The organism is Bacillus cereus group sp. BceL220 (assembly GCF_051776965.1).
Classification (GTDB): domain Bacteria; phylum Bacillota; class Bacilli; order Bacillales; family Bacillaceae_G; genus Bacillus_A; species Bacillus_A cereus.
In genome coordinates, this window is the sequence record NZ_JBPWBC010000029.1 from 1 (window position 1) to 21,771 (window position 21,771).

Here is a 21,771-nt window from a genome sequence, read left to right on the forward strand (position 1 = left end):
TAATGATGGCAGAGAGGTCACACCCGTTCCCATACCGAACACGGAAGTTAAGCTCTCTAGCGCCGATGGTAGTTGGGACCTTGTCCCTGTGAGAGTAGGACGTTGCCAGGCAATATTATTCCGCAGTAGCTCAGCGGTAGAGCTATCGGCTGTTAACCGATCGGTCGTAGGTTCGATTCCTACCTGCGGAGCCATTGGAGAGCTGTCCGAGTTGGCCGAAGGAGCACGATTGGAAATCGTGTATACGTCACAAGCGTATCAAGGGTTCGAATCCCTTGCTCTCCGCCATAGGATTTATAATATTTGGCCCGTTGGTCAAGTGGTTAAGACACCGCCCTTTCACGGCGGTAACACGGGTTCGAATCCCGTACGGGTCACCACTTTGGAGGATTAGCTCAGCTGGGAGAGCACCTGCCTTACAAGCAGGGGGTCGGCGGTTCGATCCCGTCATCCTCCACCATATAAATTTTATATGAATAGTATTATCGCGGGGTGGAGCAGCACGGTAGCTCGTCGGGCTCATAACCCGAAGGTCGCAGGTTCAAATCCTGTCCCCGCAACCAAATGGTCCCGTGGTGTAGTGGTTAACATGCCTGCCTGTCACGCAGGAGATCGCCGGTTCGACCCCGGTCGGGACCGCCATTTTAATAAGGCTCGGTAGCTCAGTCGGTAGAGCAGAGGACTGAAAATCCTCGTGTCGGCGGTTCGATTCCGTCCCGAGCCACCATTTATTTCAATAAAATACGCCGGCTTAGCTCAATTGGTAGAGCAACTGACTTGTAATCAGTAGGTTGGGGGTTCAAGTCCTCTAGCCGGCACCATGTAAGTTTCGGAGGGGTAGCGAAGTGGCTAAACGCGGCGGACTGTAAATCCGCTCCTTCGGGTTCGGCAGTTCGAATCTGCCCCCCTCCACCATTTACATAGGGGCATAGTTTAAAGGTAGAACTGAGGTCTCCAAAACCTCCAGTGTGGGTTCGATTCCTACTGCCCCTGCCAAATATATTTACACAACATGGCGGTTGTGGCGAAGTGGTTAACGCACCGGATTGTGGCTCCGGCATTCGTGGGTTCGATTCCCATCAGTCGCCCCATTTTTATTTTAAAAATTACAAATAATTTAATTGATACTTACATATAATTAAGTAAGAATTCGATGGGCTATAGCCAAGCGGTAAGGCAACGGACTTTGACTCCGTCATGCGCTGGTTCGAATCCAGCTAGCCCAGCCATTTTTGCGGAAGTAGTTCAGTGGTAGAATACAACCTTGCCAAGGTTGGGGTCGCGGGTTCGAATCCCGTCTTCCGCTCCAATAAAATTTAATATGGCGGCATAGCCAAGTGGTAAGGCAGAGGTCTGCAAAACCTTTATCACCGGTTCAAATCCGGTTGCCGCCTTTTCTTTTGTGCCGATGTGGCGGAATTGGCAGACGCGCACGACTCAAAATCGTGTTCCTTCGGGAGTGTCGGTTCGACCCCGACCATCGGTATCATGAACGTCGTAAAAAAACTCTATACAATTAGTATAGAGTTTTTTTGTTTTCTTTTCATTACATGACAAAATAAGCACAAAAAGTGTACGGTGAATAAACTGCGAAACATTAAAAGGATAAAAACAAACATTCAATTTTATCCTTTTAATTGCGGTATTTAGAGAGAATTTCTCCACCCGGTGACATGAGGTTAAATCCGACACCACCAGTAGATATTAGTACATTATCAACGGTTAAGTTTGTAATTTCTAAAAACTTCTTTTTAAACTCTTCTCTGTTGTACTTATACATTGTTGAGTGGCACGCCCACATTTGCGTTGAAGTACTTAACCAGTCCCCTAATTCCTTCAATTCAGGAAACGCCTCAAATTGGATTGGTTCATCTAATTTCATGAATCTTACTTGATAGATAGTTGGGTTTAACTTTTCTCCTATTCCTTTAAAAGCATGTGATTTTTTTTCATTTGAATGTGTCATAATTCTCCCTTCATCTTTTCTTTAAATTTTTTCCTATTTTTATTATACAACAGTAGAAAGTAATTATAGGGATATTATGGAAATAAGTATCAGCAATATAAAAAGACTCTAATAGAAATCTTAGAGTCTTTTTTGTTAAATTATATTATGTGATGCTAAAATTCGTAATAAACTTAGGAATTCATGTATAATATAACTTGTCGAAAGAACAAAATGATAGTGATTTATATTATGTCTGTAATATGAATCAAAAATGAACTTTTTATATTTCTTTTAAAAATGTGTTGAACACACATTATATTTCATATTAATATTTTTATGTAGATTTAAAACGAGAAAGAGAGTGGAAAGTATGGGCCGTAAATGGAACAATATTAAAGACAAAAAAGCATCAAAAGATGCAAATACAAGCCGTATATACGCGAAATTTGGACGTGAAATTTATGTGGCGGCAAAACAAGGCGAGCCAGATCCAGAATCAAACCAAGCGCTTAGAGTCGTATTAGAACGTGCGAAAACATACAATGTACCAAGAACAATTATTGATCGTGCAGTTGAAAAAGCAAAAGGCGGTTCAGAGGAAAATTATGACGAGCTTCGTTATGAAGGATTTGGACCAAATGGAGCTATGGTTATTGTAGATACACTTACAAATAACGTAAACCGTACTGCAGCAGATGTACGAGCTGCATTTAGCAAAAACAGTGGTAACATGGGTGTAAACGGTTCTGTAGCTTACATGTTTGATGCGACAGCTGTTATCGGCCTTGAAGGTAAAACATCAGATGAAGTTCTTGAAATTTTAATGGAAGCAGATGTAGATGCACGTGACATTCTAGAAGAAGAAGATGCTGTTATCGTGTATGCTGAACCAGATCAATTCCATTCAGTACAATCTGCACTTAAAGGTGCTGGTGTTGAAGAATTTACAGTTGCAGAATTAACAATGCTTGCACAAAGTGATGTTACACTTCCTGAAGATGCTCAAGTACAATTTGAGAAAATGGTTGATGCATTAGAAGATTTAGAAGATGTACAACAAGTTTACCACAACGTAGACTTAGGAGAGTAATACGATGAAAGCCCCTTTTCGTTTAACGAATAGGGGCTTTTTTTATGAAGTTAATTAAGGTGATGAATTATTAAAGGTATTTTGGTGTAGATAGGGAATATGCTTATAGGGATATATGAAATAACCATTATTTCTAGGAGGCTTAGTATGGAACATAAGACACCAAAGCATATAGTTGCCGTAGCAGGTTATTTAACAAATGAGAAAAATGAAGTGTTATTAACAAAGGTACACTGGCGAGCTGATACGTGGGAAATGCCAGGAGGACAGGTAGAAGAAGGAGAAGCACTCGATCAAGCTGTCTGTAGGGAAATAAAAGAGGAAACAGGGTTAACGGTGAAGCCTATCGGAATTACTGGGGTTTATTATAATGCCTCTATGCACATTCTAGCTGTTGTTTTTAAAGTAGCATATGTGAGTGGCGAAATAAAAATTCAACCTGAAGAAATACAAGAGGCTAAATTTGTTGATTTAAATGAAGAGAACATAGATGAGTATATAACGCGTCCTCATATGAAATCCAGAACGCTTGATGCAATGAGAGTAACACATTGTATTCCGTATGAAACGTGGGAAGTACAGCCATATAATTTAATAGGAAGATTGTAAAGAAAAGAGTAGCTGATTTGAGATACATTCAAATCACTACTCTTTTTTGTATACTGTTTAAGAAAAAGGTCAAAATAATAATAGTGTTAGTATTGATTTATAGAACGTTTGTTCTTTATAATGTGTATGTTATATACATTAAGATTACTAGATAGTCAAAAGTATATATATTTGTAGATGATATAATTAAAGTGTAAAGTGAAAATATAATAGCTTTAAGGCTTACTCTGTTATTGGTTATTCGTGATTGAATATAATCTATATTCAATATTTCAGATGAATAGTAGATAAAAAAGGTCTGTGATACAATACTTTTTTACCCCGCTATTTGCCGGGAACGTGATTGGTGAGGGCTGATTAAAGTTTCACTTTATACCTTACAATGATGTAAGGTACGTGTAAGAGAAATCGATGGGATATTTTTTTACAACAATGTATTCTTAAAGTAAGAGTTATATGCTGTGTGGAAAAGAGGTGTTCAAGATGAAAGAACGAGTATTATCTAGGGTGAACTATCATCAAAAAGTTGCATTAAATCCAATGACTAAACTTTTTTATAAAGCCATTATATTATTATTATTGTTAAGTTGTACGTTATTATTCATTGGAAATGTAATGATTGAGAAAAGTGACATTAGTAAATTACATGTACCGGCTAATTTAGAGGTGCCAGAATCATTAACACATGCATTTATTGCGACAGAAGATAAAAGATTTTATCATCATAACGGTTTAGATTATATAGCAATTATTAGGGCCTCTGTTGAGAATATAAAGGCTGGTGGTGTCGTGCAAGGAGGAAGCACGATTACACAGCAGCTATCTAAAAATGCTTTTTTAACTAATGAGCGTACATTTTCTCGTAAGTGGAAAGAGATTTTTTATACGAAAAAAATTGAACGCACATTTACGAAGGATGAAATTTTAAAATTATATGTAAGTAACATTTATTATGGTGAAGGAGCATGGGGAATTGAAAAAGCAGCAAACCTTTACTTCGGTAAAAAGGTGAACCAATTAACGTTGGCTGAAAGTGCAATGATGGCTGCTGTAGTAAAAGCACCTGCTTATTACTCACCTGCCCAAAATTATGATAAAGCAGTAGAGAGACGAAATGTCGTTTTGAGACTAATGGAGAAAGAAGGCTATATAAGCCATGATGAGTATGTTCAAGCAGTTAGTGAGAAATTAGTAATTCGTCATGATATAAAAATAGAGCAGTCGATGTTAAATAGTGCGCGTAAAAAAGCAGTAAGTTAAGAGAAGTTCCTAAAGAGGAGCTTCTTTTTTTGAATAAATTGTGACAAATTGTGACACAATATCGTCACAATTATTGTGTTTTTGTAATTTATGTGAGCGTGTTCATTGCGTGACGTATATAAGTGTTGATATTATGTGTATTGTGTACAATGCTGTATACAGAATATGAAATTAAAGAGGAATGTATATGAAATCAAATAAACTCATGGCTCTTGGTATAGTTTTTTCTATCGCAGTATTGATTGTAATTGGAACAATTGCGTATAGCATCATAAATGACAAAAAAGATAAAGGGAATGAGATGTTTGCTTATTCTACGCAACAATCTTTAGGGAAAGATGATGCTCCAGTTAAGGTAGTTGAATTTGGAGACTTTAAATGTCCTGCTTGTCGTACTTGGGATGTAACAGTATTACCTCGATTAAAAGAAGAGTATATTGATAAAGGCAAAGTGCAGTTATATTTTATTAACTTCCCATTTATCGGAAAAGACTCGGATTTAGGTGCAGCAGCTGGTGAAGCAATTTATAAACAAGATAAAGATTCATTCTGGATTTTCTATGATGAGATTTATCAAAATCAAAAGAAAGATACGGAAGAATGGATTACAGAAGATTTGCTTCTTAGCATTGTGAAAGAGAAACTTCCAAAAGTTGATGTAGAGCAATTTAAGAAAGATTTACACAGTAAAGAAATTACAGAAAAAGTACGTAAAGATTCAGATCGTGCTCAAAAATTAAAAGTTCAAGGTGCTCCTTCAGTATATGTAAACGGAAATCTTGCAAACCCTGATTTCGATAGTATGAAGAAGGCCATTGATAAAGAATTGAAAAAGTGATGAGGTCTCTCATCACTTTTTCGACTTTTTTCGATAAAATTCTTGCCTCTATTTTTTTAACATGCTATACTACTTTACATAAGTTATTCTAATATCTTATATGTAATTCATATTTGCGGGTGTAGTTTAGTGGTAAAACAAGAGCCTTCCAAGCTCTGGTCGAGAGTTCGATTCTCTTCACCCGCTCCAAATTTTATTAAATGTTTTTCTATAAATTGTGATCAACGCAGTGTTTCGTTTCCGAGATAAACGAGGCATTGCGTTTTTTAATGTTTGAAAAATATAATTACATGCGAAAATAGAAGTAAATAATAGTATTCCAAAAGTGAATTACTAACCAATAAAGTCGTTACATAAGGGATGATGGATTCATCTGAGGAGGCGATTAAGAGTGGATTTTGAAAAATTAAAGCAAGATGTAATTGCGTATAGTAAAACAATTGGCATAGATAAAATAGGCTTTGCGAGTGCTTCTCCTTTTGAGGAATTAAAGCAGCGCTTAATCCAGCAACAACAATTAAATTATCAATCTGGATTTGAAGAGCCTGATATAGAGAAGAGAACGAATCCGCAACTTTTATTACCGGGTGCTAAATCAATTATTGCGATTGCTTTAGCATATCCTTCAAAATTAAAAAATGCACCATTAAGTAAGCGTGGAGAACGCCGTGGAATTTTTTGCCGTGCTTCTTGGGGACAAGATTATCATCTTGTTTTACGAGATCGTTTGCAAAAATTAGAAGCATATTTAATTGAAAAACTTCCAGATATAGAAGTGAAGTCCATGGTTGATACAGGTGAATTAAGTGATCGAGCTGTATCAGAGCGTGCAGGCATTGGCTGGAGTGGGAAAAACTGTGCTATTATTACACCTGAATTCGGTTCGTACGTATACTTAGGGGAAATGATTACAAATGTTCCATTCCCGCCAGATAAGCCGATAGAAGATCAATGCGGGGGCTGTACGAAATGTATCGATATTTGTCCTACAGGTGCTTTAATACAGGGGGGACAGTTAGATTCGAAGAAGTGTATTGCGTTTTTAACACAGACGAAAGGATTCCTACCTGAAGAATATCGCGATAAAATAGGAAATCGTATATATGGATGTGATACGTGTCAGACTGTTTGCCCGAAAAATAAAGGAATGGATTTTCATAATCATCCTGAGATGGAGCCGGATCCTGAGCTAGTTAAACCATTATTAACGCCACTTTTAACAATTAGTAATCGTGATTTTAAAGAGAAATATGGGATTATGTCAGGGTCATGGAGAGGGAAAAAGCCACTGCAAAGAAATGCGATTTTAGCATTAGCACATTTTAAAGAAGCATCGGCAATTCCTGATTTAATTGGTGTTATGAAAGATGACCCAAGACCGGTATTGCGCGGAACGGCAGCATGGGCACTTGGGAAAATTGGGGGAGATGGAGTAGGCGAAGCGATTGAGAAAGCGATTGAACGTGAGAAAGATGAAGAAGTACTTCATGAAATGAAGCGCGGGCTTGAATTGTTAGCACAGAAAAAAGAGTAGATAATATTTCCCTTTTTCATATTGTAATATGGGAGGGAAACGAAATGGCTGTAAAAATGAATATTGAAAAGCAAGTACAACAGTTTTTAGCATATATCACAGAGAAACGAACAGACGTGGATGGTATTGCTGAGGATTTACTACAAATGGCACAGAGAAAGAAACAATTGTTTCAAAGGCGTAGTGCACATATAGTGAAAGCAACTGCGGATGTTTCTTTCATTAGACAATTAAATAGTAATGACCATCAAGAAATTGATTATCAAATACATTTTAAATATTTAATTAAGCATAAAGAATTATTTTATATTGAAGAGGAACAATTAAAACGAAGAGTTTGTTTAAATAATAGTCGGATTATAGGCGATTATGATATTGAAGTGTCAGAAGAAATTAGAATGGGTGAGACATTAGAAAGGGAAATTACGAAAGAGAAGTACGGTTCTTATCAGTATAATCGTTTAGAGGCAGTGAAATATGCAGAGCGTTGGTGGGATGACCGAAATCCTATGTATCGTAATTTCCCTGATAATTGTACGAATTTCATTTCTCAATGTCTTCATACTGGAGAAGTACCTATGAACGGATATCCTAATATTCGTAAAGGATGGTGGCAAAGGGAGAATCAGTGGAGTTGGAGCTGGGCTGTTGCACATTCTTTTTATTGGTATTTGTCAGGTGCTACAACAGGACTTCGAGCAGAGGCGGTAGAGAGGCCAGAAGAACTTATTCTTGGAGATGTTATTGCTTATGATTTCGAGGATGACGGAAGATGGAATCATACGACGATTGTAGTAGCAAAAGATGCAGATGGTATGCCGCTTGTAAATGCACATTCAGCGAATAGCCGTCGACGTTATTGGAACTATGAAGACTCTAGTAAATATACACCACAAATGAAATATAAATTCTTTCATATTATTAATGGGTAGAGATTTTTCGCTCAAGTGGTATAATACGTAGTAGACAAAAAACAGAGGTGAATATCGCGTGGGAGTACATGTTGTTTTATATCAGCCAGAAATTCCAGCAAATACAGGAAATATTGCTCGTACTTGTGCAGCAACTGGAACAGAATTACATTTGATTAGACCGCTTGGATTTTCAACGGATGATAAAATGTTAAAGCGTGCCGGATTAGATTATTGGCAGCACGTGAAAATTACGTATTATGATTCAATTGAAGAATTTTATGAAAAAAATAAAGATGGTGAATTCTTCTATTTAACGAAGTATGGCGAGAAAGCTCATACAGCGTTTGACTATAGCAAGCGCGAGAAGGATTACTATTTTGTATTTGGAAGAGAAACAAACGGCTTACCAGCTAATGTAATCGAAGAAAACTTTGATCATTGTTTACGTATTCCAATGACAGATAAAGTACGTTCATTAAATTTATCTAATACAGCAGCAATTTTAATTTATGAAGCATTCCGTCAACAAAATTACCCTGGATTAGATTTAGAAATCGTTTATTAAAAGTCGCCATATGGCGACTTTTTTTTATAAAATAAAAATAATATGTGATCATACGTTTAAAAGAGAGGACATAATCATATAGAATGGGATATATGATTAAAAATAGATAAGACGGGTTGAGATAAATATGAAGGAAGAATATAGTAATCAAAATACCTTTTTAAGTATGATAGATATGGATTTAATTAGACAAGGGTTATTACATGCTATTCAAGATTTAGTATTTATATTGAAAGTTATTGATGATGAAACGTTTAAATATATGTATGTGAATAAAATAGGAATGGATTATGCTAGGTTAAGTGAAGAGTGCTATGGAAAAACTTTTGCAGAAGTATTACCAAAAGATATAGCGGGGATATTGCAAAGGCAATATGCAAAAGTAGTAAGAGAAACGAAAGCACACACCTTTTGTGATGTAGTCAATTTACCAAAAGGTGAGATACATTATGAATCTTCACTTAATCCTGTCTGCGACGAAGAAGGAATATGTCAATTTGTTATTTGTATTACAAGAGATATTACAGCTCAAATTGAGGAGAAGACAGAGATAGAGGAAAAACAAATGTTATTTAAGTCGTTACTGGAATATAATAATGACTCAATTATATCTATAGATTCTATAGGGAGAGTTACATATGCAAATCCGGCAACGTATGAAATATTTGGATACCGGTATGAGGAATTAAATAATAAATTTATTTTTGAATTTATTAATAAAGAATATGAAAAAGATTTTCAAATTATATTTAAGGGATCGATGCAAGGAAAAGCAAAACAAATTGTTTCAAAGAAATATGTTCATAAAGAAGGGTACGAGCTATATATTTCTTTGAGAACTATTCCGATTATTGTGAACGGTGAAATTGTTGGAGTTTATATTGTTACGAGAGATGTTACAAGGCAAGTATTAAACGAAATGCGAACAGAATATTTAGCTTACTATGACCAGTTAACAGGATTAATGAATAGAATTTCATGTACAAATAAGTTAAATACTTTTTTAAAAGAGAGTATAAATTTTTCTCTTGTATTTATAGATTTAGATGAGTTTCATCGTATTAATGATACATTTGGTCATAAAGAGGGAGATAAAGTATTACAAAAAGTGACAGAATGTTTAAGCAATCTAAAAATAGAAGGTATGCACTTATTTAGAGAACACGATGATCAATTTGTTATGTTGATAGAAAATATAACGAAAGAATGTGTAGAGGAAGTTGCAAAAAGCATACTGAAAAATATTAGTGAATATTTCGTAATCAAGGAAGAAGATGTATATTTAAGTGCGTCAATTGGAATTGTAATGGCTCCAGCAGATGGAGAAGATGAAAAAATACTATTTCAGAGAGTCGATGCTGCTTTAGAAAAAGCAAAAGAAAAAGGAAAAGGACATTATCATTTTTATTGTAGTGGATTAGACTGTGAGCGTGAACAAAGGTTTATAATAGAAAACCAGTTACATCGTGCTATAGAAAAAAATGAATTTTTCTTATATTATCAGCCACAAATTAATATTGAAACGAAAAAAATAGCTAGTATGGAAGCTTTAATAAGGTGGGAGAATAAGGAATTAGGATTTGTTTCTCCAAACCAATTTATTCCGTTGGCAGAAAGAACAGGATTTATTATTAAGCTCGATGAATGGGTAGTAAATCAAGTGTGTCAGCAACTGCGCGAATGGTTAAATAAAGGATATGAAGTGGTCCCAATTGCAGTTAATATTTCAGCTAGACACTTTCGCTCTATTACATTAATAGAGATGATTACACGGGCTTTAAATAAGTACAATGTACCAGCTCATTTATTAGCGATAGAGGTTACAGAAGGAGCTCTTATACATAAAGATATATCGAAGAGAGTGTTACTACAATTAAAAGAACAAAATTTAAAGATTCATTTAGATGATTTTGGAACAGGCTATTCATCTTTAAGTTACTTAAAAACATATCCAATTGATACTTTAAAAATTGATCGTTCTTTTATGAAAGGTATACATATAGATGAACGTGATACGAATATTACAGCTGCAATTATTCATTTAGCTCATACTTTAGAATTGAATGTAATTGCAGAGGGAGTAGAAAAAAAGGAGCAAATACAGTTTTTGAAAGAAAAGAATGTGAAGCTTGTACAAGGTTATTATTATAGCCGACCACTATCCAAATATGATATGGAAAATATGTATTATAAATAATGCATAAAAAAATGATGTGCTAAAAGCACATCATTTTTTATGTGTACCTGGTTTGTCATTGTAACCGGATGTAAAAATAGCTGTAAGAAATGTGAGTGATACACCTAAAATTAATAATAATTTCATACTAATATCCTCCTTACTTTTTTCGGTTCACGAGTTTTATTTATTACCCAAAATGTATGTAAGGTTCTTAGAAGAAAAGAATTTATTTATAATGAATAGCAGTGTAAAAACGTTAATACCTATATTATACAGAATTTTCTTTGAATTTTGGAGAGAATTTTAGCGTGCTATTATATATTTCGTTTTGATTTAAAGAATGTTTAAGGACATCCTAGCATACCTTTTATAATAATCCGATTGAACAAGGAGATGGGGGAGGAGCTATAATGGATATTCTAAAAAAGATTGAACAGCATCGAGCAGCAGAAGAACGTTTACAATGGGAAGGTACGTTTGCGGAGTATTTGGAGCTTGTGAAAGAAAGACCATGGGTGGCTCAAACAGCACACTCTCGCATTTACAATATGATAAAAGATGCCGGAATTGAAGAAGTTGATGGTAGAAGAAAGTATAACTTCTTTAGTAATCAGCTCTTTGGATTAGAGGATGCTCTAGAACGTCTTGTAGAAGAATATTTTCATCCATCTGCAAAACGATTAGATGTTAGAAAAAGAATTTTATTATTAATGGGTCCTGTTAGTGGAGGGAAATCAACGTTAGTTACGATGTTGAAACGAGGATTAGAAACATATTCAAGAACAGATCGCGGAGCAATTTTTGCAATTAAAGGATGCCCAATGCATGAGGATCCACTGCATTTAATTCCACATCATTTACGAGATGATTTCTTTGATGAGTATGGAGTTAGAATTGAAGGGAATTTATCACCACTAAATGTCATGCGTTTAGAGCAAGAATACGGATCAAGAATTGAGGATGTAGTTGTAGAGCGTATTTTCTTCTCTGAAGATCGCCGTACAGGGATTGGTACATTTAGCCCGTCTGATCCAAAATCACAGGATATTGCAGATTTAACAGGTAGTCTGGACTTTTCTACGATTGCAGAATATGGTTCAGAATCAGATCCGCGTGCGTATCGATTTGATGGAGAATTAAATAAGGCGAACCGAGGAATGATGGAGTTCCAAGAGATGTTAAAATGCGATGAGAAGTTTTTATGGCACTTATTATCGCTTACGCAAGAAGGGAATTTCAAAGCGGGAAGATTTGCGCTTATTTCAGCAGATGAATTAATTGTAGCGCATACAAATGAAACAGAGTATCGCTCATTTATAGCAAATAAGAAAAATGAAGCATTGCACTCAAGAATTATTGTAATGCCAGTTCCTTATAATTTACGAGTAAGTGAAGAAGAACATATTTATGAAAAAATGATTCGTGAAAGTGATGTGTCGAATGTTCACATTGCACCACACACACTTCGCGTTGCAGCAATGTTCACTATTTTAACTCGTTTAAAAGATCCGAAGCGTCCGGATATTGATTTAATTAAAAAGATGCGTTTGTATGATGGAGAAACTGTAGAAGGTTATAATGCGATTGATGTAGAAGAATTACAACGCGAATATCAAGATGAAGGTATGAAGGGTATTGATCCTCGTTATGTCATTAACCGAATTTCGTCTACAATCATTCGAAAAGAGGTACCATCTATTAACGCGTTAGATGTACTTAGATCTTTAAAAGATGGGCTGGATCAGCATCCATCGATTAGTAATGAAGACCGTGAACGTTATATGAATTTCATCTCATTAGCGAGAAAAGAATACGATGAAATCGCGAAGAAAGAAGTACAAAAAGCGTTTGTTTATTCATATGAAGAATCAGCTAAGACGCTTATGGATAATTACTTAGATAACGTCGAGGCGTACTGCAATAAATCGAAATTACGTGATCCGTTAACAGGGGAAGAAATGAGTCCAGATGAAAAATTAATGCGCTCAATTGAAGAGCAAATTGGAATTTCAGAAAATGCTAAGAAAGCATTCCGTGAAGAGATTTTAATTCGCATTTCTGCTTATGCCCGTAAAGGAAAACGCTTTGATTATAATTCACATGAACGTCTTCGTGAAGCGATTCAGAAAAAACTATTTGCTGATTTAAAAGATATAGTGAAAATTACAACATCAACGAAAACACCGGACGAAAATCAGCTTAAGAAAATCAATGATGTTGTTGCACGTTTAATTGATGAGCATGGCTATAATTCTTCTTCAGCAAATGAATTACTACGCTATGTAGGTAGCTTATTAAACCGATAGTTTGATAACAAAACGCTGTCTCTTGTATTTTGCGGGACAGCGTTTTATTATCCGTTCATATGTGTGTAAAGTGTCATACCTTGTCCAAATGTAATAAATTAAGATGCAATTTCATGAATTTATTGTCAATTATTTTTACAATATGCATATGATAGAGTAACCAACCATTCATACGAAAAAAGCCAACACAATACAATATGTTGCAAAGTAAAAATGTGTGCAACAATGCATTGTGTTTCTTTCTTATCAGTGGCTGAATATTTCTTTCTATTATGTGAGTGGCAAAATTTTGTTTAGGATGCTCGGGGTATTGTATGAAAAACGTTATAAATGTTTATGGGATGATTTTCTATGGGCAGTTACCTTTCAAATATTCTAGCTTGCACATTACAGAACAAAATTTGTAGCTTGCTGTTCATACAGGAAGACAATTACAGTAAGGAGGGAAAGGAATGGGCGAAGAAAATCAACCAAATTATACGATTTCACAGGAAAACTGGTCCCTCCATCGCAAAGGATATGACGACCAACAGCGCCATCAAGAAAAAGTACAAGAGGCAATTAAGAATAATTTACCCGATCTTGTAACAGAAGAAAGTATAGTTATGTCTAATGGCAAGGATGTTGTAAAGATACCAATTCGTTCTCTAGATGAATATAAGATTAGATACAATTATGATAAAAATAAACATGTTGGGCAAGGAAACGGTGACAGCAAAGTTGGTGATGTCGTTGCGAGAGATGGATCAGGTGGTCAAAAACAAAAAGGGCCAGGAAAAGGGCAAGGAGCAGGGGATGCAGCTGGGGAAGATTACTATGAAGCTGAAGTCTCTATTTTAGAATTAGAGCAGGCGTTTTTCAGAGAGTTAGAGCTGCCTAATTTAAAGAGAAAAGAAATAGATGAAAACCGGATTGAACATGTTGAATTTAATGACATTAGAAAAACAGGGTTATGGGGAAATATCGATAAGAAACGAACAATGATATCCGCATATAAACGAAATGCGATGCGTGGTAAAGCATCTTTCCATCCAATTCATCAAGAAGATTTAAAGTTCCGCACTTGGAATGAAGTATTGAAGCCAGATTCAAAGGCTGTTGTGTTAGCGATGATGGATACGAGTGGATCGATGGGAATGTGGGAGAAGTATATGGCACGTAGCTTCTTTTTCTGGATGACAAGATTTTTACGCACAAAGTATGAAACAGTTGATATTGAATTTATTGCTCATCATACAGAAGCGAAAGTCGTTACAGAAGAAGAATTCTTTTCAAAAGGAGAAAGTGGTGGAACAATCTGCTCCTCCGTATACAAAAAAGCACTCGAGCTAATCGATAATAAATATTCACCAGATCGCTATAATATTTATCCATTCCATTTTTCAGATGGTGATAATTTAACATCAGATAATGCTAGATGTGTAAAGCTTGTGGAAGAATTAATGAAGAAGTGTAATATGTTTGGGTATGGGGAAGTGAACCAGTATAATCGCTCATCATCTACCCTTTTCTCGGTTTATAAAAAGATTGAGGATGAGAAGTTTAGGTATTATATACTGAAGAATAAGAGGGATGTTTTTAACTGTCTTAAAAAATTTTTCATGGTAAATTGAATATGTGTATTTATAAATTATCAATATTTATCTAATGCAAATTAATCAGAGAAAATATATTATGTTTCTAAAGGGGTACATTTTAATGTGGAAAAGATAAAAAATGTTTGTATATGCTGCGAAACAAATGAAAGATGGTTTTGAAGAAAATGATTTCTTTTTAGGTATATTAATCAATAATTAGTATTGACCATCTATAATTAATCTTGTTTTATTACCAAATATTCAAGATAGTAACAGGGTTGTAGAGCGTTACAGAAGTGGAAGAGCATAAAAAGATATTAAGTATTATTTTTCTATTATAATTTTTAGCGAAAACCATATACATGACAAAAAAAGACAGGTTTATTATCTGGAAAGTCTGTCTTTTTTGTCGTGTATATTTCATTTTTAATGATGATTAAAAATCCCTAAAGGGATTTGTTTTTCAATTTTTTATTTTAGTATTTTTTGTATTAGAGCTATACGAAGTTACTACATACTGGATGTATTTTTTTGCTTGAGAACTTTTTTAAACTTTATATAACAAGCTATTCTCCACGGAATTAAATAGCAAATAGTAATTAAGAAAATTAACATACTGAGTGTACCTGGATCAATGATAGAAATATGTTGTCGGAAATAATAACGCAAAGCAATCATAAGAGCAAAAGTAATTATAAAAGCAGGGCTTTTCTTCGTATAAATTAAACCATCATTTCGTATTTCGTAATCTGACCATATAATAAGAGGAATAGAAAGACCAATTCCTAAAAAAATAGCTATTAATAATTGAAGGTATGTTACATGCCCAGGGTTAAGAAAAAATACAAATCCTGGTGTTAAGAATAGGAGTGGAAGAATTATTCGTTTTCCTTTTCCCTTAGTTGGTTTGTGCATAGATCGAATTCTACGCACTAAAATGAGGGCGCCAATAAATAGAAACAAAGAAGTAGCTGGTATAACAGTTTGCATAGATAAGTATCCTCCTAAAATATGTTTATTGTATATTTTTAAAATAAACTGCACTTAAAAAAGACAACTATATAAAATTTGAAGCGAAGAAGTTATCTCTTTATTGCTGTTTTTATTTCATTTATGTTTTTTACAAGAATACGTTTATGAAGATTCTTATGTGCAGTAGTTATTGATAACTTATAATCAGAATGTATATGCAACTGATTAAAGTATTTATAGGGATTACTTTTATAAACAGAGTCTATAGATATTTCATTGTTCATTATGAAAAATGAAAAGGTGTTGAAAGGCATAAAAAATCCTTCTCCATGTGCTTTAATAAAGCTCTCTTTTAATGTCCATAAAGTATAAAAATAATCTAGCTGCTTTTCAGTAGGTTGTAATAGCAAATGCTTATACTCATCATCTGAGAAAAAGCATTTAGCTATCTCAAAATCTATAGGTTTAATTTGTTCAATGTCTATTCCAACGGGTGCATGATGGTCTATAGCACAAACCACCCACTCTCCAGAATGGGAAATATTAAAATGAAAACTTGGTTTATTATACAAATAAGGTTTTCCAAATTCATTAAATTTGAAATGTATATTAGAGTTTGAAATATTAAATTCCTCACAAATAATAGATCGAATTAATAAATCCCCCAATAAGGAACGTAGGGCATCTTTTTGCTTTCTAAAACAAAGTATTCTTTTTTTTTATCTTCATTTATAAAAATAAATAAATCTTTGAATTCCTTGGAATTAATGTTTTGATTTATATTAATTGCATAAATAGTAGTCATGAATTCACCATCAGCTATCTCTGGTCTCCTCTGAATTAATTACGTAAGGTATAAAAAAATTAACCATTCTAAAATACCACAGAAATATAAATTTGATTTTTTGTAAGGTATTATAAAAATAGTTCATGGGATATTGTGTTTTAAATTATATTCAAAAAGATGGGGTTCGTAAATGCTTTCGGAGTTGGGGGAATTTCGCCCTATATATTTATTATTAATAATAAATATATAGGGCGAAGTTAACAAGAATTTTATCTAATCAATACTATTTATATTATGAATAGTATTAAATTTAAATATATTGTTGGTGAAACAAAATCCCCCAATTTACATAAATGAATAGGCACTATAAGATTTATATGTGAATATTTGAAACTATTTTAAGATATCTATTAATGGGGAGAGTAGAGCGAATTGATTAAACTATTTTGTTTGCCGTATGCCGGTGGCTCAGCGGTTGTATATAGTAAATGGACAAAAAAATTAGAGGATTTCATTGAATTATATCCAGTAGAATTGGCGGGAAGAGGTAAAAGATTTAACGAACCTTTTTATGATTCAATGGAGGACGCTGTTAATGATATTTTTAATCAAATTAAAGATCATTTAAATCAAACTTATGCTTTCTTTGGACATAGTATGGGAAGTCTTTTAGTTTATGAGTTATGTCAAAAAATAAAAAAAATGGGTTATCCGGAACCAGCTCATATTTTTTTTTCCGGAAGAGAAGCTCCCCAAACTGTAAAAGATGAATATACAGTATATGATCTTCCGGATGAAGAGTTTATAAAATATGTTTTTCACTATGGTGGTATGCCAGAATCCTTTCTTGAGAATAAAATGTTATTAGATATCTTTATTCCAATTTTAAAAGCAGATTTTAAAATAGTAGAAACATATCAATATATTGAGAAAGATTTTAATTTAAATTGTGATTTTTCCATTCTTTCAGGGGAAAAGGATCAAAAATTAGATTTTGCCAATTTGAAGGGATGGGAAAAATTCTCTATAGGTAATTGTACTTATTTTACTTTTGAAGGTGGTCATTTCTATATAAATGAAGATATTGAAAATACTATTGCATGTATAAATAAACAATTAAAAAAATGTGTAATTGAATGATGTAGTATTAATTAGTTTTTATAACAGTTATATAAGTATAGAGTAATAAGAAGTGAGAAAGGGCATGATTGGAAATGTCTAATATTGGTGATAAATGCGAATCAGTTGTAAGGCGATCAGGGTCATACTGGAAGGAATATTTGCAAGGAAAGTTATCTGGATGGCAGCTGCTTTCTAATTACAAGAAACCTTTGCAATATAAATATAAAGAAGATTCTTTTTTATTTGACTTTAATTCGGTAATTAATCAAAAAATCAATTTACATAGTAAACAGCAAAAATATACTAATTTTCAGATTATGTTAACAGCATATCAAATTTTATTATATAGATATTCTAAACAAAACGATTTTTTAATAGGTATTTCCCAAGGTGAAAATAAATATTTAGATATAAAATTAAATAAATCATTATTGCCTTTGCGAGTAACTGAAATAGGTCAATTGACTATACGAGAATTATTACAGAAGACTCAAGAAAGTGTTACTGACCATTTATGGTATCAAGAAATTTTAAGAGAAAACTTAATGAGAGATAATTTATTTAGCGATTTGGAGAATTCTTTCTCGAAAGTTTATTTTACATATAGTAATAATATTCAAATGTTAGGGGACTCTTATGTAATTAATCCGATAAATCCCCCATACTTATTATTTCATATTAGTAATATTGAAAATAATGTTAAGGGTAGAGTGAGCTTTAATAGTAACATTTTTGATCAGCTACAAATAAGACAAATGGTTGCACATTTTACAAAAATAGTAGAATCTATTTTAGATAATAGGGATCTACTTATTAATGATATCAATATTCTAACAGAGGATGAAGAGCATCAAATTCTTTATGAATTTAATAATACAAAAAAGTACTATCCATCTCATAAAACATTGCAACAGTTGTTTGAAGAGCAGGCAGAGAAATCTCCAGAGAATATTGCAGTTGTATATAAAGAACAATACATTACTTATCAAGAATTAAATGAACGTGCAAACCAAGTCGCTCATATATTACGAAATAAAGGGATAGAAAAGGAAAAAGTTGTAGCAATTATGGTTGAGCGTTCAGCGGAGATGGTAGTTGGAGTATTAGGTGTTTTAAAAGCAGGTGGAACTTACCTACCAATTGATCCTAAATATCCAAATGAGCGTATTGAATATATGCTTTCAGATAGTAAATCTTGTATAGTTTTAACTCAAGTACATTTAGCAGAAAGATTGAATTGTGAGCAGATAATATTAGATTCACAAAAACTAGATCTATTGAGTGGAGAATTCTCTAATCCAGAAGGAATAACACAACCAAATGATTTGGCTTATGTCATTTATACCTCAGGTTCTACAGGAAGACCCAAGGGCGTAATGGTAGAACAACATTCAGTAATAAATTTGTGTTTTTGGGCACAAAATTTCTTTAGAATTAGTGACAAGGATATAAGTGGACAATATGTAGGATTTGGTTTTGATCCATGGGCGTTAGAGGTATTTCCATATATATTGAAAGGTGCGACATTACATATTATCCCAGATGAAATTCGTTATGACATATACGAATTGAATAATTATTATGAAAAAAATAGAATTAGTATAAGTGCTTTACCTACGCCAGTATGTGAACAGTTTATGGAATTAGAAAACAATTCTCTACGTGCATTAATAACTGGGGGCGACCAATTAAGAAAATATAAAAAAAATAATTATAAATTATTTAATAACTATGGGCCGACTGAACATACAGTTGTTACAACAAATGGAGAAGTTAACGAATTAGATGGCAATATATCAATAGGAAAACCAATTGATAATACTGAAGTTTATATTTTAGATGAAAAGGAAAGCTTACAACCTATTGGAATTCCAGGAGAACTATGTATTTCTGGTGCTGGAACGGCAAGAGGGTATTGGAATAATAAGGGATTAACGCAGGAAAAATTTGTGATTAACCCATATAAGCCAGGAAGATTAATGTATAGGACAGGTGATATGGCCAGATGGCTTCCAGATGGGAATATCCAATTTATGGGGAGAATGGATCGCCAAATAAAAATTAGAGGATATCGAATTGAATTAGATGAAATTGAGTCGTATTTGTTGAATTATAAAGGAATAGAGAAAGCAACTGTAACGGCAAAAGAATCTGAAATAGGTGGGAAATATTTAGTCGCTTATATTATTACCGATCCTAGTTTTGAAATTAATCAGTTAAAGAGTGAAATGAGGAAATACTTTCCAGAATATATGATACCTACACATTTTGTAAAAATGGATACTTTTCCTCTAACAGTACATGGGAAAATAGATCGAGAATCCTTACCAGAACCGGATCAGGAAATCCTAGAATTAGAAAGAAATTATGAAGTAGCTAATAATGCTTTAGAAAAAAAGTTGATTGAAATTTGGCAAGAAGTTCTTCTAATAAAAAAAATAGGTGTTCAGGATGATTTCTTTTTATTGGGAGGGCATTCATTAACGGCAATGTTACTGTTGTCTAGAATACAGAAAGAATTAGGATTAAAAGTAAGTTTAAAACAATTATTCGCGAAACCAACCATCCGAAGTATTGCAAATTTGATGTATGAATCATCAAATTATAATTTTGAGAATATTCAATCGGTAGAAGAAAGAAGTTATTATGTTACTTCATCTGCACAAAAGCGTATTTATACATTATCACAATATGGAAACGATAATACAACTTATAATATACCCAACGTTTTAAATTTCCAGGGGGAATTAGATGTTGCAAAATTAGAAATATCATTACGAACGCTTATAAATCGTCATGAGATCCTCAGAACATCATTTGTTACTAAGGATGGAGAGATTTTACAGAAGGTTCATGATGAAGTTCCGTTTAATATAGAAATGATTCCTAAGGACATAGATGATCAATATGAAAAAACAGACTTTATACGTCCTTTTGATTTAAGTGAAGCTCCACTTATGCGTGTAGGATTAACGGAATTAGAACAAAATCGATATGTATTCATGCTTGATATTCATCATATTATTGCGGATGGGGTATCTATTGGTATCTTTATGAAAGAATTGATGGAACTTTACTATGATAATGAATTACCAGCATTAAAGTTACAATATAAAGATTACGCTGAATGGCAACAAGAGTTTACACAAAGTGAAGCAGTTCAGGTACAAAAAGAATATTGGATGAATCTTTTTAAAGATGGTGTGCCGGTAGTAGAATTACCAACTGATTATATGCGTCCTTCTGTACAAAGTTTTGAAGGGGATAGTGTATTTTTTGACATTGATGTGACTCTGACCAAGCAATTAAAACAAATTTGTCAGAAAAATGGTGTAACGTTGTATATGGCATTAATCAGTATTTATCAAATATGGTTGTCTAAGTATACAGGACAAGAGGATGTTATGGTTGGTACAGTTACTGCTGGGAGACATAACGCTGATTTATATCAAGTCATGGGAATGTTTGTGAATACACTTGCAATCAGAGGAAATCCAAAGGGTGGTCAAACATTCCGTCAATTCTTACAAGAAACAAAGGAAAACACTTTAGAAGCATTTGAAAACCAGGAGTATCAATTCGAAGAATTAATAGAAGAACTGAAGATACAAAGAGAAACAAGTAGAAATCCTTTATTTGATACAGTGTTTGTTTTAGAAAATATGGATACTTTGGAATTTGAAAATGAAAAATTAAGAGTAAGTCTTGATACATTTAATCATCAAAAGTCCAAATTTGATCTCACTTTAATTGGAAGAGAATATAATTCCAAGCTCTTTTTTCAATGGGAATTTGCCACTCAGTTATATAAAAAAGAGACAATAGAAAGGTATAAGAAGCACTTTATTCAAATTTTAAAAGAAATTCTAAACAATCCAGACCAGAAAATTGCAGATATCAAAATGATTACAGAGATAGAGCACCATAAAATTTTGAATGATTTCAATAATACTAAAACGGAATATCCAAAAGAAAAGACATTAACGCAATTGTTTGAAGAACAAGTGAAGAAGACACCAGAGAATATTGCCGTAGTATATAAAGACCAATGTTTAACTTATCGAGAGCTA

At 33.5% G+C, this 21,771-nt stretch carries 14 protein-coding genes, 16 tRNA genes, 1 rRNA gene and 1 pseudogene; 29 read left to right on the forward strand and 3 right to left on the reverse strand.

What is annotated here, in order from left to right:
• The 16 genes from rrf to ACS2FK_RS29615 all read left to right on the forward strand — a co-directional run.
• A 5S ribosomal RNA gene (gene rrf, locus ACS2FK_RS29540) occupies positions 1–111 on the forward strand; the annotation flags it as partial.
• An 8-nt stretch (positions 112–119) separates the two neighbouring features.
• A tRNA-Asn gene (locus ACS2FK_RS29545) sits at positions 120–194 on the forward strand.
• Between the two features lie 2 nt (positions 195–196).
• Positions 197–288: transfer RNA gene (locus ACS2FK_RS29550), tRNA-Ser, on the forward strand.
• A gap of 17 nt (positions 289–305) precedes the next feature.
• A tRNA-Glu gene (locus tag ACS2FK_RS29555) sits at positions 306–380 on the forward strand.
• A gap of 4 nt (positions 381–384) precedes the next feature.
• Positions 385–460: transfer RNA gene (locus ACS2FK_RS29560), tRNA-Val, on the forward strand.
• Between the two features lie 26 nt (positions 461–486).
• Positions 487–563: transfer RNA gene (locus ACS2FK_RS29565), tRNA-Met, on the forward strand.
• Between the two features lie 3 nt (positions 564–566).
• A tRNA-Asp gene (locus tag ACS2FK_RS29570) sits at positions 567–642 on the forward strand.
• A 9-nt stretch (positions 643–651) separates the two neighbouring features.
• A tRNA-Phe gene (locus tag ACS2FK_RS29575) sits at positions 652–727 on the forward strand.
• Between the two features lie 18 nt (positions 728–745).
• Positions 746–821 (forward strand) — tRNA-Thr (locus ACS2FK_RS29580).
• A gap of 10 nt (positions 822–831) precedes the next feature.
• A tRNA-Tyr gene (locus ACS2FK_RS29585) sits at positions 832–915 on the forward strand.
• Between the two features lie 7 nt (positions 916–922).
• A tRNA-Trp gene (locus ACS2FK_RS29590) sits at positions 923–996 on the forward strand.
• 19 nt (positions 997–1,015) lie between these two features.
• Positions 1,016–1,091, forward strand: a tRNA-His gene (locus ACS2FK_RS29595).
• Between the two features lie 63 nt (positions 1,092–1,154).
• A tRNA-Gln gene (locus ACS2FK_RS29600) sits at positions 1,155–1,229 on the forward strand.
• A gap of 5 nt (positions 1,230–1,234) precedes the next feature.
• Positions 1,235–1,309: transfer RNA gene (locus tag ACS2FK_RS29605), tRNA-Gly, on the forward strand.
• A 14-nt stretch (positions 1,310–1,323) separates the two neighbouring features.
• A tRNA-Cys gene (locus tag ACS2FK_RS29610) sits at positions 1,324–1,394 on the forward strand.
• Between the two features lie 10 nt (positions 1,395–1,404).
• Positions 1,405–1,486: transfer RNA gene (locus tag ACS2FK_RS29615), tRNA-Leu, on the forward strand.
• A 160-nt stretch (positions 1,487–1,646) separates the two neighbouring features.
• Here the strand turns inward: ACS2FK_RS29615 and ACS2FK_RS29620 are convergent.
• Positions 1,647–1,966 (reverse strand): annotated as a pseudogene (locus ACS2FK_RS29620) (DUF3884 family protein).
• Positions 1,967–2,318: 352 nt separating this feature from the next.
• Here ACS2FK_RS29620 and ACS2FK_RS29625 point away from each other — a divergent pair.
• The 11 genes from ACS2FK_RS29625 to yhbH all read left to right on the forward strand — a co-directional run bounded on the left by ACS2FK_RS29625 (position 2,319) and on the right by yhbH (position 14,856).
• Complete coding sequence (locus ACS2FK_RS29625; RefSeq protein ID WP_000532949.1) at positions 2,319–3,038, forward strand: YebC/PmpR family DNA-binding transcriptional regulator; 720 nt, start codon at positions 2,319–2,321, stop codon at positions 3,036–3,038.
• A 147-nt stretch (positions 3,039–3,185) separates the two neighbouring features.
• Positions 3,186–3,647 carry an NUDIX hydrolase gene (locus ACS2FK_RS29630; RefSeq protein WP_023521008.1) on the forward strand — a complete coding sequence of 154 codons (462 nt, stop codon included), beginning with the start codon at positions 3,186–3,188 and terminating at the stop codon, positions 3,645–3,647.
• A 483-nt stretch (positions 3,648–4,130) separates the two neighbouring features.
• The gene (locus tag ACS2FK_RS29635; protein ID WP_000664716.1) at positions 4,131–4,907 is read left to right on the forward strand and encodes a transglycosylase domain-containing protein; all 777 of its coding nucleotides are present in this window, start codon (positions 4,131–4,133) and stop codon (positions 4,905–4,907) included.
• Positions 4,908–5,094: 187 nt separating this feature from the next.
• Positions 5,095–5,745 (forward strand): DsbA family protein, encoded by a 651-nt coding sequence (locus ACS2FK_RS29640; protein WP_000841308.1) that lies wholly within the window; start codon positions 5,095–5,097, stop codon positions 5,743–5,745.
• A gap of 115 nt (positions 5,746–5,860) precedes the next feature.
• Positions 5,861–5,934: transfer RNA gene (locus ACS2FK_RS29645), tRNA-Gly, on the forward strand.
• Positions 5,935–6,136: 202 nt separating this feature from the next.
• Positions 6,137–7,279 carry a tRNA epoxyqueuosine(34) reductase QueG gene (gene queG, locus ACS2FK_RS29650; RefSeq protein ID WP_063546364.1) on the forward strand — a complete coding sequence of 381 codons (1,143 nt, stop codon included), beginning with the start codon at positions 6,137–6,139 and terminating at the stop codon, positions 7,277–7,279.
• A 44-nt stretch (positions 7,280–7,323) separates the two neighbouring features.
• Positions 7,324–8,211, forward strand: a complete 888-nt coding sequence (locus tag ACS2FK_RS29655; RefSeq protein ID WP_000279323.1) for an amidase domain-containing protein — start codon at positions 7,324–7,326, stop codon at positions 8,209–8,211.
• A 58-nt stretch (positions 8,212–8,269) separates the two neighbouring features.
• Entirely contained in the window at positions 8,270–8,758 is a 489-nt protein-coding gene (gene trmL / locus ACS2FK_RS29660; RefSeq protein WP_000538147.1) for a tRNA (uridine(34)/cytosine(34)/5-carboxymethylaminomethyluridine(34)-2'-O)-methyltransferase TrmL, read from the forward strand.
• A gap of 127 nt (positions 8,759–8,885) precedes the next feature.
• Positions 8,886–10,955, forward strand: coding sequence for a sensor domain-containing protein (locus ACS2FK_RS29665; RefSeq protein WP_063546366.1), 2,070 nt, complete (start codon positions 8,886–8,888; stop codon positions 10,953–10,955).
• Positions 10,956–11,347: 392 nt separating this feature from the next.
• Positions 11,348–13,243, forward strand: coding sequence for a PrkA family serine protein kinase (locus tag ACS2FK_RS29670; RefSeq protein WP_000353273.1), 1,896 nt, complete (start codon positions 11,348–11,350; stop codon positions 13,241–13,243).
• A 452-nt stretch (positions 13,244–13,695) separates the two neighbouring features.
• Entirely contained in the window at positions 13,696–14,856 is a 1,161-nt protein-coding gene (gene yhbH, locus ACS2FK_RS29675; protein WP_063546368.1) for a sporulation protein YhbH, read from the forward strand.
• 474 nt (positions 14,857–15,330) lie between these two features.
• Here the strand turns inward: yhbH and ACS2FK_RS29680 are convergent, their stop codons facing one another.
• Together ACS2FK_RS29680 and ACS2FK_RS29685 are read right to left on the reverse strand one after the other, a co-directional pair.
• Positions 15,331–15,810, reverse strand: coding sequence for a CcdC family protein (locus ACS2FK_RS29680; RefSeq protein WP_063546370.1), 480 nt, complete (start codon positions 15,808–15,810; stop codon positions 15,331–15,333).
• A 92-nt stretch (positions 15,811–15,902) separates the two neighbouring features.
• Complete coding sequence (locus ACS2FK_RS29685; RefSeq protein ID WP_080469727.1) at positions 15,903–16,502, reverse strand: 4'-phosphopantetheinyl transferase family protein; 600 nt, start codon at positions 16,500–16,502, stop codon at positions 15,903–15,905.
• Positions 16,503–17,011: 509 nt separating this feature from the next.
• On the opposite strand from ACS2FK_RS29685, the gene ACS2FK_RS29690 reads away from it, so the two are divergent.
• Together ACS2FK_RS29690 and ACS2FK_RS29695 are read left to right on the forward strand one after the other, a co-directional pair.
• Positions 17,012–17,719, forward strand: coding sequence for a thioesterase II family protein (locus tag ACS2FK_RS29690; protein ID WP_206772787.1), 708 nt, complete (start codon positions 17,012–17,014; stop codon positions 17,717–17,719).
• 74 nt (positions 17,720–17,793) lie between these two features.
• On the forward strand, positions 17,794–21,771 hold a 3,978-nt coding region (locus tag ACS2FK_RS29695), incomplete at its 3' end, for an amino acid adenylation domain-containing protein (RefSeq protein ID WP_438899953.1).

Excerpts from the sequence above, each read along its gene's own strand:
- ACS2FK_RS29680 (WP_063546370.1), bottom strand. The coding sequence starts at position 15,810 with ATGCAAACTGTTATACCAGCTACTTCTTTGTTTCTATTTATTGGCGCC.
- yhbH (WP_063546368.1), top strand. The coding sequence starts at position 13,696 with ATGGGCGAAGAAAATCAACCAAATTATACGATTTCACAGGAAAACTGG.
- ACS2FK_RS29640 (WP_000841308.1), top strand. The coding sequence starts at position 5,095 with ATGAAATCAAATAAACTCATGGCTCTTGGTATAGTTTTTTCTATCGCA.
- ACS2FK_RS29670 (WP_000353273.1), top strand. The coding sequence starts at position 11,348 with ATGGATATTCTAAAAAAGATTGAACAGCATCGAGCAGCAGAAGAACGT.
- ACS2FK_RS29665 (WP_063546366.1), top strand. The coding sequence starts at position 8,886 with ATGAAGGAAGAATATAGTAATCAAAATACCTTTTTAAGTATGATAGAT.
- ACS2FK_RS29635 (WP_000664716.1), top strand. The coding sequence starts at position 4,131 with ATGAAAGAACGAGTATTATCTAGGGTGAACTATCATCAAAAAGTTGCA.
- ACS2FK_RS29625 (WP_000532949.1), top strand. The coding sequence starts at position 2,319 with ATGGGCCGTAAATGGAACAATATTAAAGACAAAAAAGCATCAAAAGAT.
- ACS2FK_RS29630 (WP_023521008.1), top strand. The coding sequence starts at position 3,186 with ATGGAACATAAGACACCAAAGCATATAGTTGCCGTAGCAGGTTATTTA.
- ACS2FK_RS29655 (WP_000279323.1), top strand. The coding sequence starts at position 7,324 with ATGGCTGTAAAAATGAATATTGAAAAGCAAGTACAACAGTTTTTAGCA.